Raw genomic sequence first — 13,241 nt, 5'->3', positions numbered from 1 at the left:
CCTGCTGGAGTTTTATGATGCCCCTCAACAAGGTCTTTGATCAAACCGTCAAGCTGCCAACGATTCCGCAGGTGGTGTACGACCTTGTCGAAATGACGCGGTACGAGAAAACTGACCTGTCCGATATCATCGATCTCGTTCGGCGGGATCAAACCATTGCCGCAAAGGTCATCCGTGTCGCGAACTCCAGCTTTTACGGAGAAAGCGGCCGAATCGCCAGCGTGGAACGTGCAGTGAATCTGGTTGGCCTGCAAACACTCCGCACCACGGTGATCACGTCTGGGGTTATGAGTGCCTTCCCACAGGTGGCTGGGATAAGCATGGGCAACTACTGGCGGCACGGCCTCACCAGTGCGTACATGGGGGCAGAGATTGCTGGCACCCTTGGCGTGGACGCCGAAGAGGCCTTCACCGCCGGGCTCATGCAAGGGCTCGGCGTCCTACTTATCCAGCTGAGACTCCCAGCGGAAGCCAAACAGATTGGCACTCTGGTGCACCCTCTGGATCTGGCCAAACGCGTAAGCGTGGAGCGAGAAATCCTTGGATTTTCCCACAACGATGTCACTGCGGAACTCTTGCTCCGCTGGCGATTCCCGCAAAGCGTTAGGACTGCAATCGCGGACTTCCCCGAGCCTGACCGCGCAGCAATCCTCGGTAAGATATTGCGTGCGTCTTCCGAGTACTCGTGGTACACCCTGTCAGGAGTAAGGGAAGAACTGATCATGGCATCGCTTGACAGCAAACTGGCATCGGCGCTGGGCCTCTCGCAAGAGCGGCTGGAACGTCTTCGTGGCCCCGTGCGAGATGCAGTTGATGCGATCGTGATTTCGAGCTGAGAGACCGTTTCCCGTGCAAACAGGACTTCGCCTTTACCAGGCAATCATCGATCAATCCCAAGCTCTCGGCATCGACTTCGATGCCGCGGCTCACTCATGTGGCGTGGGTGCCGACCTCCTCATGAGTTGTTTCGATGAGCCCACGCATACCAAGCCCCATGATCTCTATGACGTTCTGACGCGAAGGAGAATAGACGCAATCAGTTCGTTTCTGGACTGTTCTGGCTTCAGAGTATTTCTCCTCGCCGACGTTTTCAAATGGGAAGACTACTCGCTGATCTCGGGATCAGGCCTGTTTGCAGGCCCAAGCACGGCTGATGTCACACGAGCGAATGAGGCGGCCCTCTACCTCCACTCGGTGGTCAGTGCTGATGTTTTCGGGTCGCCCGAGTTCATCGTTGGCGAGTTTATTGCGGCCACTTGGTCAAAGACGCTTGCCGAAGCGTGCACCAAAGTTGCCGTAAGCTATCGCAAGCTCCTGGCCTGGAAGAACGGTGTGGCAACTCCCGAACTGAGCGACATCGAGGAGATCAAGTTGATGGCCTCTGCGATGGAGGTGGGTACCCCAATGGTGATGGGTGGCCTCGGCCTGCTGAAGTACGAGGATTTTCTGCTGCACGGCACCCGCATAGATATTGAGCATGAGCTCAATGCCGCGCTAGAAGTCGAGATCTGGTAGCCAATCGGTCGCGCTTTCGACGCACACCCAAAGCAGTTGCGTCCCCCGCTTTCAGCTGCTGACATGACTCACACGAACTCGCACAGGAGTTCTCAAAGTTCCATGCAACTTTGTGACTGTGGTGTCAAAGGAACCTCCAAATTTGGGACATGCGGGCAGACTATCTGGGCCTGAGACCACCAGCCCTTCGAGCGCTGCCCCGCCTCGCTCAACGGCTGTTTCTCCGCCGGAAGGTTCACGAATGCCCCGGGAACGGCACTCTGCACATCGATGAGGGGTCACAACAGTCAGCACCAACTCTGAGAAGAGTTGGTGGGTACTGTGAGAACTTTCAACGCCTCGCCCAATGACCATATCGAAGTCATTGGAATAACACGTATTGATAATCTGTCTGTTTGTTTGCTATAGTCAAGTCACTGTATGAAGCGACTCGACGGAGAAACAAGCATGACCTTGGATACCGCGGCGTTATGTGCGGACCTGCAGCAGCTCAAGATCCCTGCGCCCGATGTCCGCATGCTCATGTCCGTCTACGACATCGAGGGAGACCGCATTACGCAAGCCGTTGCAGATGTAAAGCAAGGCAATGAGCAAGCACTCAAATTCCTTCAGGGCATCTTCTTCTCGATTACGCCGAAGCTGAAGCAACGTCTACAGCGACTGAATGTCCGCATCCCTTCCCTGCGCGTGTTGATCGAGATCGGCAAGCACGAAGGGCCCCAGTTTGCGGCTCGACTCAAGAGATGGGATGAGACCGGCAATGAGGGGGATGACGCCCGCTATGTCAGGCTGACCATGGCCGAGTTTCTCGAGCTGGAGCGCTCAGGTTTTCGTCGGCGCTGCCAGGAGTCTAGCCCTACTCGACCCTCCGGCACCGGCGCTGAGGCTATCCCGGCTGGGCGGCCGATGGAACCGAGCAGGAGCGAGAGCAATCCCCCGCCGATGAGCTCTCTCTCTCTGTCCGAGGAGCCGGGGGTGGAAGAACCGGCAAGGCAGTCTGGCCAAGGCAAAGAGATCATCAGCCAGCACGTATATGGCGGAAGTGCCGCGGCATGCTTCTCCACTGACGTATCCCGCGCCGGCCAAGCAACTGTTCGTATCGAGGTGGCTCAAACCAGTGGTAATTCTCGGCAATACAACTGGACGGACAAGGTATCGATTCAGCTGTCGCAGCGAGAATTGCCGCTTGTCCTGGCAACGCTCATGCAATGGGTGCCGAAGTTTGAGGGCAAGGGGCACGGTACCGCAAACGAGAAGTGGTTCACCCTGGAGAATCAGGGCCCTAAGGTCTTCTTGTCGGTCAACTGCAAGGGCAAGGCAGTACGAGGGGTGCCAATTATGGCCGGGGACACCTACGCGCTCAGCACTTTGCTCATGCGGCAGATGCTACGGAATGACCCATTCTTGACCCCTGAGTCACTCCTCATGCTTGTGAGAACGCAGGGGGAGATGTTTTGCCGAGTGGCCGATACCGACTCCAACGGCCGGCACGGCGTGGCAGCAGGCACTACAGGTGCCGCGCGAGGACTGCGATAGGACACCACGGGCTGCTTCGACGATATGCAATCTTCGTAACTTACCCCCAACTCGGATTCAGGATTGCCGACGGCTCTGCCGGTCGCCCATAGAGATAACCTTGCTGGAGATCACACCCGTAGGCGATCAGAACTCTTGCTTGGTCGGCCGTCTCGACGCCCTCGGCAACTAGCTGAAGGTCCAGGCTCTTTGCCAGAGCGATGATCGCCTTTGTCAGGTTCTGAGTCTGCGAATCTTCCGCCAGGCCACTGACGAACGCTCGATCGATCTTGATAGTGTTCAGAGGGAATCTGGTCAAGTAACTCAGTGACGAGTAGCCAGTGCCAAAATCGTCCAGCGACAGGCCGACACCCATCTCTCGCAGCGCAGCGATCGTTTCGAATGCGGTCTCATCGTCTGAGATCAGAATACGTTCCGTGAGCTCCAACTCCAACAGGTGAGCTGGAAGCCCGGATTCATCAAGTGCCGAGAAGACGCTGTCGACAAATCTCGGATCGTTGAACTGCTTTGCGCTGACGTTCACGCTGACGGCGATCGGCTCAGGCAAGTCCCTGGCCCATAAGGCGGCAGTCCTGCAAGCCTCGGACAAGACCCAATCACCGATTTGCGCGATCGTGCCGTTCTCTTCGGCCGCAGGAATGAATTTGTCGGGAGACACGGACCCGAGACGCGTGGACTCCCATCGCGCAAGAGCCTCTGCCTTAACAACTTTGCGGGCAATAGGATCAACGATCGGCTGGTACAAGACGCGCATCTCATTGCGCTCCAGTGCGAATCGAATTTCACCGTCAATCTGCAGCATCTCGTGAACGCGTACGTTCATCTCATTGTTGAAGAACCGGAAACCGCTCCTGCCGCCAGATTTCGCCTCGTACATTGCGGTATCAGCGTGCTGCAGCAGCAGATCTGGCTCGGCTCCATCCCCCGGAGCTACGGCTACACCAACCGACGCTGTCACAGAGACCCGCCGGCCTGCCAGCTCGAACGGCGTCCGGAACTCCTCGACGATGCGCTCAGCGAGCAAACGACATTCCAGCGGTGAGGTGACCTCTGCAAGCAAAACAACGAACTCATCGCCCCCGAAGCGGGCAATCGTATCGCCATCGCGCACAAGGGACGTAAGCCGCTCGGCCGCGGCAACGAGGAGCTGGTCGCCGGTGCGGTGGCCCAGCGTGTCGTTCACTCTCTTGAAATGGTCGAGGTCAACGAACATTACGGCCACGTTCCGACCATCGCGCTTCGCACGGTGCAGGGCATTCGAGAGTCGATCCATGTACAGCCGGCGATTCGGCAAACCGGTGATCTCGTCAAACGTCGCTTGCTTTACCAGTCGGCTCTCGTACTGGCGCCGTGCAGTGATGTCGCGCATCTGGCCAAGTATGTAGTCGACGCCACCAATCTCTACGGCACTCAGCGTGTACTCCATCGGCACCATTCGTCCATCATGGCTTTCCGTCTCCAACTCAAGGATGTAGGGTTTCCCACGCGACGAGAACACCTGATCATTGAGGCGTGCGATGGACTTTGAAGTAGCTTGGGGGTTGATTGTCGCCAGGTCGGCACCGACCAGCGCCCTTTCGTCAGACGCGCCGAAGAACGTCGCGAACTGCCGATTGGCCACGAGAAGCTTCCCTGCCTTGTCGCGTACATAGAGGCCATCGGTAAGACGCTGCACAACGCGGTCGAAGCGCTGCTCACTTTCGGTTATCGCTTCTGTCCGGTGCATGAGCTGTCTCAGCTGGCGATGCATTACAACCAGGAGTAGTGCAATCACGCTTAGTGAAGCGTAACCGATACCTATGATTCGCTTCGCATCAGCGTGCCATTCGCTATTGACGACTTGCTCGTCCATCGAGGTAACGACCAAAAGTGGGTAGTCCTTGACACGCTCGAATGCCATCAGCCGTCGGACGCCGTCAACAGCGCTCGCGCCAACTGCCACCCCCGACTGCTTGCCCGCCATCTGCGGACTGATCTCCGTCTCCGTGTACTGTTTCAAGTAACGGAGGACGCCGGGATCTGGTAGGCGCGCAACTAGGTTTCCCCTCTCGGCTCCCAGCACCGCGACGGTCACACCATCTTTGCGAAGAGCCTCCTTGCCAACAAGTGCGATCGAGGAAATATCAAGGGGTGTCAGTACAGCCCCGAGAAACGCGCCTGTTTGGTCGTTGATTCGCTTTACCGCATACACCTTAACCCGGTCGCCCGAGTCTGACAGTATCGGGCCAACGATCTCTGTGCCCGCAGTGCGCTGATACTCAAGCTTCTGCACGGCGAGTTGACCTGGCAGAAATGAGGCCGGAACCGGATCGTCGTACGTATGCAGCACAGGGACGCCGGCCTTCCCAACAACCACGATACCTTCGATTGCGGTGCCGACTGCGGCTGCACGAACTTGACTGAGCGCGTTGTCCGCGCCTCCAGGGCCCGCCGTCAGCAGTGATTGACTCGCCAAGCCCGCCGCCGATAGCACTTCACCTATCGAGTCCAGATAGCTCTTTAGCTGTGCTGCAGAAGCAGACGAAAGGACAGTTAGATCCCTGGACGCATCATTCAGCGCCTGCGTTCGACTGTCGTTGATCTCGTACGCTACGAGGCCAGTCACTAGTGTGCCGATGACGGCGCCAACATAGACGAGCGGCAAGAAGACCCGCGTGGTGGCCTTTTTGCTTCGACCGTGTCGTTCTGTCATGGAAACACTGGGCATGTCGATTCGAGGTGAAAGTTTGCGAACGTTATTACAAGTACGTGTTATGAATTCTAACGCGCATTCGTCGTTTGTGACTCTCGAATCGCAGGTTCGGGTAGGACTGGTGCCGTGTAGCTGGTCCCATAAAGGGGACCGCAGGCGTACGACACTCCCATTTTTGCTAGCATCGAAGCGACTTCAGCGTCCTTGACGCCCGTGGCCACGAGCTTGATGCCGAGATTAGCCGCAACGGCCGTGGCGGCGGTAACGAAGGCGAAGGCATCGTCCCGCCCAGCCATAAACGGCGCTTGCGATCGGTCGAGGATTGCGCCTTGTACTCCGGAAGTAATGAGGCGCGGCAATGACGCTAAGCCGTTGCCATAGTCAGATAGGAACACCTGGACGCCGAACGTCGCGAGATCACTGATCGCTACCGTGGCCTGTGTCCAGTGTTCTGATTCAACGGGTTCCAGAATGCTGACGCCGAGCGCCCATTTCGTCGGAAGAGCGTCGACCGCTTCTCGCAATGTGTTGAGAAATCCGGGCCTCGTGAAGCTATCGCGGTGGACAGGCACGATCAGCAAGCGTGGGGCGGGAATAGCTTGGCAGGCGCGAAGATCTGCGAGCAACGATCTCAGCACGCACTCGTCGGCCAGGGCAGAGATGCGCGTCTCTTCAAGTATGGCGCTCAGACGAGCGAGTGGGATGTACCGCCCATTGCTGCTGACCAGTGGCGTTACGATAGCGCCGACGATGACGTTACTCTTCAGACAGACCATCGGGGCGTAGTTCAGCTTCAAGTTGTCGGCGCCGAACGACGTTCTCAGGGCATCGGCTTGCTCGCGCAAACTTTCGAGTTGCCGTGAACAAGCTTCATTCGCATAGACAAAATGCTCGGCGTTTGCTGTTGCCGCGGCCTTCTTAGCCGAAGCGACCAAGGCGTCACTGGTTTCCGCATCGACGGGGAACAGCGCGATGCCTGTCCGTGCGCGAAGCCGCAGCGTCTCTCCGCCTGGCGTAAGCGGCGCTTCATAGCATGCAGCTATCCGACGCGCAATGATCGCAACGTCAATCGGCTCGGACACATTTCTTGCCAGTACAAAGAAGCGACCGCTGCCCTCCGAAGCGACTGAGTCGGAATCGCGAATGCTCGTGGTCAATCGATCTGCCGCCAGTGCGCAAATCGAGTCATCAAGCGGTGCCCCTTGAGGAGCGGAGAGCTGCACCGCCAAAACGGCGTGGAATTGGTCGCGATCGCTCTCGGACAGGAATAGTCGATCGAGTCTGTCGCGAAACGCGTGCATGTTTGAGACGTTCGTGACCGGATCGATGGTGGCCGCCTCAACAACTCGAGCCTCGTAGGCCTTTCTCTCGCTGGCGTCATGAATTGTAATGACGAGACCATCGGTTCCGTGGAGGCCGTTGCCACAGATGCGGACTTCGGCATGGAACGAAGAGCCCGCAAGGGTCGGCAAGCAGCCCGCCCACTCGTGGGATGCCTCTTGGCGTGGATTTCCGCCCGCGCCTAAAGGCGAGCCCTTCCATACCTCAGGAGGGAGCAAGGTCTGAATCTGCTGGCCAATCAGTTGATGGGTTGAGGTGGCAGCTAGAGCAATAAAGGCATTCGAGTTCGCAAAGCGAATCGTGCCCTTTGTGTCGGTAGCAATGACGGCCTCACGTAGCCGCGACAAGACGTCGACGAACATTGCTTCGCCGCGTTCCGCGGACTCGGCGACACGTTCTGTTTGCTTAACCTGGCGGAGGATTGTGGCAATGAGAAGCCAGATCAGGCCTATGCCGGCCGTTGAAAGTACCGCGAGGTACGATGCGCGGCGCTGCCAGGCCGTGTTCACAGTCTGCGTCGGCAATGCGATCTGTAAGGCAAGCGGTGCGCCCTCGATCCGTGTTATGACGCTCTCAGCGGCTGCGCCGGCGGGAAGCTCGCGAATCGGAGCGTGGCTCGCGGCTTTACCCCATGCGTCGAACGCTCCTTGGCGAATCTCCTGCGAATCAAAGCGAGCGGACTCTGGAAAGCGATAGAGGATGCGACCCTCTTCAGTGGCAAGTGCGACCTGGTAACCGGTATCGCGTGTGATCGCGGCCACTGTCTGCGCGAAGGGGGCGAAGTCAATCCAGGATGTTGCGAGCCAACGGTATTGGCCGTTGCCGCCAAGTAGGCCTTCAGAGATTGAGATTTGGTACGGCAGGCCCGGAACTGGTCCATCAACGATATAGCTGACTGCTTGAGTCAGGAGGTCTTTGCTCGGCGCTAGAGGAGCTTGTGGCTCAGGAGAGCCTGAAGTATCGAGCTCAAGTGCACCAGTCAAGGTGTATAGGAAGAGTCGGGCAACGCAGGTGTTCTCGGTTGTTGCCCTTGCGATTGCAAACCGTTCTTGAATGCTGAGAGCGTTGCTGTCGCCATTCAAAGTGCGAGCTACCTGTCGAACAACGGTCTTCTGGCTCCTCAGGATCTCAGCCGCCTGTCGAGTCAGTGCGGATGAGAAGACCGCCAGGCTCTCTCGTGCTTCAGCGTATTCCCGTCGCCTGAAGTCAATCACTTCGTGGATGGAGATGCTCGTAAGCAAGAGGCTCGACAGAACGCCTGCAGCAATGGCAAGGCGGCGAGCCGATCGGCCGCCCGTACCTTGTGATGGTCTCTTCTCCTCCACTGTCCGCTCTCGGACCTCTGGCCCGCCCTCATATAGTGAACGCGCGATTATAGGGACGTGTCGCCTCGCCCGATCCGTGGAAAAGGGGCAAAAAAAAGCCCCACGAAATCTCTCGTGGGGGCATGTTGCGGTTAGATGAAGTCAAATCCCGGATGTCCTGCTGCTTCCTGTGACGGGGCCGGTTGCCTGGGGGGAGCCTTTTGCTCCTGGGCGGCTGCCGGCGTTTGCGCGCGCTCACTGTTCGCAGCGGCTTTCTTCTCCACTACTGAGATGCTGATGTAAGGGTTGTCGCCCTCCTTCGTTTTCTTGCGCCAGCCGGCGATTCGCATCTCTCGGCCGAAGCCAAAGCTGCCGGCATAGTCAGGGGAGCTCTCCGGCCTGTCCTGCTTCTCTTCCTTGAAGAGGGTTGCAGGAATGCCGCCGATGGACAGCGAGTAGAAATCTTTGCCGCTGTTATTTTTCCGCCAAACAGCGACATCGAGCCGGAGCGAGTTCTTCTTCTGTTCGTCGAGGGGAAACTCCATCCACCCGAGGAACAGCGGGTCCTTGTCGGACGTCTTTGCGTGGTTCGGGAAGATGGAGCCTTCGCCGGCTTTGAGGATCAATGCGATTGACATGAGGTTCTCCTGGAAGCTCTGAGGTTGGATGTCCGAGGCAAGCTTGCGGGTTGCCCTGGTACTCCGATATGGCTGACAACAGCGTGTATCGGCCGCCTAGCGCAGGAGTCCTTGGGAGTTGCATGTCTTGCGTGCGATCGCTCGTCTTTGGATGGCCCCCGTCACTGATTACAGTTCCGGGGCTGGCATACCGTGGTAGCGCCACTTTTCACAGTGAAAACGGCGGCGCGTTCAGAGATGAGTACCCAATGCGCAGTGAGCATTGCGCATTGGGTATTGAGCACTGCCCAGGGCGCATTACGTATTGCGCAGTGCTTCGGCCAGTAAGACCCGCAGGAACGCTGCCGAACAAGGCGGGTGGTGCAATGCGCATTGCACGATCGAGAAACGTGTTCCGCCCCTCCATTCAGCCGACAGGCAAGCAAAGATCTGATCCGGAACTCGCCCTCCCCGCGTACTGATGCTCCAGGCTGTCTACGCCTCGCGGCAGCGGTGAAAGGTGTAACGATTTGGCCCGCAGACCCGCAAAAGTTTGCGGAGGTGCCCCATGGAGCACTACCTAGGGTGATGCGTTTTGGACCGCAAAGCCCGCTCCCGCGGGCAAGGTGTAACGGTTTGGTGGACCGTGGCGCAATTTGCGGAGCTTTAGTGAGTGCTTCCTATCGCTAGATCTCGCTAATTGTTGTCATAACCTTGCCGGTTGAACCCCGCTGGGAGAAATTGCGGACCAAACCATTGCACCTTTGCGCAGTGCAGGTGCTGTAAGAGATGCTGGAATCAGTGGCCAATCTTTGCGGACCAAGTCATTGCACCTTTCGAGGCGAGTGCTTATTTGTCCTCACATTTTGCGGACCAACGGATGCCACCTTGCGCGTGTTTGAGCCTGCGCAGAGCTGCTAACGCCGCTGATTCGCCATGGTTGCGGACCAATCGACTGCACCATAGCCGGTACTCGTGCGGTTGCGGACCAATCAGATACACCATATTGCCTGGGGGTAGCGGGCCCATGACGCGCTAGGGTTTCTGCGGACTAAAGAACTGCGCTATCGGTTCTAGCCCCCTGCGGGCCAATTCATTGCACCATGGTAGAGAGTCCGTTTGCGGACCAATAAACTACACCATGTCGTTGAGAGGTACTCTGCGGACCAATTGACTGCACCATGTGCCCAGTCTCTTGCGGACCAATACGTTGCACCATAGCGGCAAGTGAACGCCGATTTTGCGGGCCAATACATTGCACCTTTCCCCCTGGGGCTTTGCGGGCCAATACATTGCACCCATACCGATATGGAAGATTGCGGACCAACTGATTGCACCATGGGGTTTAGAGAGGGAGGGTTGCGTCGAGTTGATTGCATCTCTGTGTGGCGGAGCTCATTGCGGTCCAACAGATTGCACCGTACTGCGATAGCGGTCGCGGTGACGAAGCGGCAAGTGCCGATGGCTGTGGATAAGTACCGGTGGTTTTGACGTTCCGCATTTTTCTGCGGAGAGCTAGCAGCTTTGTTTACGTAAACCAACCAACGTATACGGGTCTCGTTTTGCTTAAATAATTCAATGGCTTACGAGCAGCAAAGTGTTAACTGTTGGTGCCAAGGTGATATCTGTTGGGGGATTGGTGTACCGCATTGGGCCGCAAAGGTGTAAGAAATTGGCTTCCTACGGTGCTATCCATTGGTGCCAAGGTGCAATGAATTGGTGGAAGGTGTTAACCGTTGGCTTGATGTGCGTATATCCCGGAAAGGCGCGCCCAGTCTAGGTTTCCGGGGAGTGGCGCTCAGTCATGGTGGCATCAGTTGGTTCGACGGTGTCATTGATTGGTGCCTCTTGGCAACGGTGTTGCGCAAAGGTGCAATCGTATACTTGACTCATTACACCATTACGGAGATATTACGGCAGTCTCTTAGTGCATTGGGCGCACTCTGCCATGTCTAATCTCCCAAAAAACATCCAGGAGCAGCTGGGTTTCGATATCTTCAACGCTGTCCGCGAGGAGCTCGGGCCTAGTACCGCAATCACTGAATCCACGCGCGACATTGGGTACCGCAAAACCAATGTTCTGATTGACGTCACCCCTATGTCCCTCGTGGCAAGGCGGGCCATCAATGCGTTGTGGCTCACGGTGTCGGAGAACCCGGATCTTGAGCATTACGATATCGAGCTCGGCTACTTCAAATGGCTCGCTAAGTTCGAAACATCGAACAACGTCGCGCACCTCAAGAAGGCCCTGCGCGAGTGCCAGAGCTCATCGGTTCAAGTCTCTGTTGAGCGCAAGGGCGGCGGCGACCCGCAATGGGTGTCAGTGCCGCTTCTTGGTTCTGTAGGGATCGCAGGCGGGCGCGTTGTGTTCAAGGTCGACGAGATGATCCGTCGACAACTCAAAGATCCGAAGCGCTATACCTATCTATCCTTGCGCATGTCTGCGGCACTCAGCCAGTACGCGTACATCCTGTATGAGCGTTTGGGCGCCCTTCGATTCATGGGGACTACGAACTGGCTTCCGATCGAAGAGGTCAGGAAGTGGGTCAATGCTGACGCGGTCAAATCACTCACCGAGTACAAGCAGTTCAAGCGGTTGGTTCTGGATAAGAACATTGCCCAAATCAATGAACTGACCGATCTCTACGTTGAGTACGAAACGAAGACCGCGCAGGGTTCGCGACGCGTTGCGGCGATTCGATTCAAGCTTAGGGACAACGCAGAGGGCAAGCTCGTTCTGGACTTTGCGCAACCACATGAGCTGAAGGATCTGTATGAGACTCTCGTTAAGGGCTTTGGGCTGAGCACCAGGCAGATCAATGAGATCATCAGCAATCGCGAAGTGAACACGGATGAGCGAATCCGTGCGGCGATTGAGCTCGTGAGGTACCGAGTCAAAGTTGGAGGGGTGAAATCGCCTGGTGCCTACCTAATGACCGCGATCAAAGAGGGTTGGGCACTTAGCGAAATGGAGCGCGAGGCGGCGTTTGGTAGCCCAGCCGAAGCAGTCCCGAGTAAGCCAATGGTACCGGTCGCTGAGATCGAGTTTGCGCGCAATCTTGAGCGCGATATCGAAGAAGGTCTGGCTATCTTCGCCTCGATGACGGACGACGAACGACTTGCTGTCCTTGATGGACTGTACAAGGAGACTACGTTCCAGATGGCTGCGCGGCGGCAGAAGGTAAAGGCTAGGCCGGATGAGGCGGCAATCATGGCTCGTAAGGCACTGAAGGTCGAACTGGCCCAATACGTGAAGCGACAGGCAGAGGAACAGAAGGCTGCCTGACCTGCCCTCCTCAATACATGCGAAAGACCGCCGCCAGAGTGCGCGCGGTTGAGCTCGTCGAGCTTGCTAGTGCTTCCCTACGCGAGGCACGAAACCTCCCGCCTCTTTCTCGAAATTCCCGGTGTTCATTCTTGGTGTCCTGCTGAGTGCAACCTCGGCAAGCCGATATCCAATCTCGCGATGATCACGTTTGACCGAATGGCTAGTGCTCGGAGAAGTGCCCAGTGTGCTCTCCTGCCATTTGCGAACTGCAACTAGCTCCTCGTTTCTCACAATAGCGATACATAACACGTAGCAATAGTTGTATGGTATTCCTAATGCCCGGCCGGCGATCGCGTTCGTTTTCACCGTGAAAATTGTGATGCCGCTGGTTTCGCGGTGAAAACGCGATGACGCACAGAGTACGCAATGTGTAGTGCGCTCTGCGCAATGCGCAGAGACTGGGCGTTCTCCTAGCGCGCCTTGGCTGGGAATGCAACGCGCCGAGCGGTTTCGTCGAAGACCAGCCTGGCGTAGGCTCGTGCGTCCTCGCCCCTGAATGCTGACGGCAGGCTTGAAATTGCTTCCTGACCGCAGGCGCCGATTGAGCGACCATTGACTTTTCACGGTGAAAAAGCTCCGCTCGCACCAAGGACGGTGATGCTTTTGAGACGTTGAGGGGGCCATCAACGTTGGGATTTCACCGTGAAAACCACGCCGCTGGACGATTGCGCAGCGAGGGCTACCTGGCGCTTTTCACCGTGAAAGATCGAGGAGCGCATCCACATAAAGGCCTGCCGGCATTTCCGCTTCCGGGACAAGGCGTTGGCAGCGTCCAGCTGAGTAGCCGCCGTGGCAGTTTTCACCGTGAAAATCTAGCCGCTGGGCGCGTATGCACCTGGGGTGGCCTGTCAGCGAATCTTCACCGCGACGCTCCCATGAGCGAGTTATTTGAAGTGGGCCCAATTCGC

At 57.2% G+C, this 13,241-nt stretch carries 7 protein-coding genes; 4 read left to right on the top strand and 3 right to left on the bottom strand.

Annotation, left to right across the window (positions count from 1 at the left end; all coding sequences use genetic code 11):
* Positions 1-14 precede the first annotated feature (14 nt).
* The 3 genes from EHF44_RS00380 to EHF44_RS00370 all read left to right on the top strand — a co-directional run bounded on the left by EHF44_RS00380 (position 15) and on the right by EHF44_RS00370 (position 3,051).
* The gene (locus EHF44_RS00380) at positions 15-836 is read left to right on the top strand and encodes an HDOD domain-containing protein (RefSeq protein ID WP_017514575.1); all 822 of its coding nucleotides are present in this window, start codon (positions 15-17) and stop codon (positions 834-836) included.
* 13 nt (positions 837-849) lie between these two features.
* Positions 850-1,515 carry a hypothetical protein gene (locus EHF44_RS00375; RefSeq protein ID WP_017514574.1) on the top strand — a complete coding sequence of 222 codons (666 nt, stop codon included), beginning with the start codon at positions 850-852 and terminating at the stop codon, positions 1,513-1,515.
* A gap of 447 nt (positions 1,516-1,962) precedes the next feature.
* Positions 1,963-3,051, top strand: a complete 1,089-nt coding sequence (locus EHF44_RS00370) for a hypothetical protein (RefSeq protein ID WP_051705540.1) — start codon at positions 1,963-1,965, stop codon at positions 3,049-3,051.
* Between the two features lie 40 nt (positions 3,052-3,091).
* Here EHF44_RS00370 and EHF44_RS00365 read toward each other — a convergent pair whose 3' ends face one another.
* The 3 genes from EHF44_RS00365 to EHF44_RS00355 form a co-directional block, all read right to left on the bottom strand.
* On the bottom strand, positions 3,092-5,743 hold the full coding sequence (locus EHF44_RS00365; RefSeq protein ID WP_029309131.1) for a bifunctional diguanylate cyclase/phosphodiesterase: 2,652 nt from the start codon (positions 5,741-5,743) through the stop codon (positions 3,092-3,094).
* A gap of 68 nt (positions 5,744-5,811) precedes the next feature.
* A complete protein-coding gene (locus tag EHF44_RS00360; RefSeq protein ID WP_049799857.1) occupies positions 5,812-8,325 on the bottom strand; it encodes an EAL domain-containing protein in 2,514 nt (837 codons plus the stop codon).
* Positions 8,326-8,540: 215 nt separating this feature from the next.
* On the bottom strand, positions 8,541-9,026 hold the full coding sequence (locus EHF44_RS00355; RefSeq protein ID WP_011229288.1) for a hypothetical protein: 486 nt from the start codon (positions 9,024-9,026) through the stop codon (positions 8,541-8,543).
* Positions 9,027-10,953: 1,927 nt separating this feature from the next.
* On the opposite strand from EHF44_RS00355, the gene EHF44_RS00350 reads away from it, so the two are divergent.
* Positions 10,954-12,291, top strand: coding sequence for a replication initiation protein (locus EHF44_RS00350; RefSeq protein WP_011514775.1), 1,338 nt, complete (start codon positions 10,954-10,956; stop codon positions 12,289-12,291).
* Positions 12,292-13,241: the final 950 nt, after the last annotated feature.

The sequence above is a fragment of the Cupriavidus pauculus genome, from assembly GCF_003854935.1.
In the GTDB taxonomy this organism is placed as follows: Bacteria; Pseudomonadota; Gammaproteobacteria; order Burkholderiales; family Burkholderiaceae; genus Cupriavidus; species Cupriavidus pauculus_C.
Note: the sequence above shows the minus strand (reverse complement) of the source record. Positions and strands in the feature narration are given on the sequence as shown.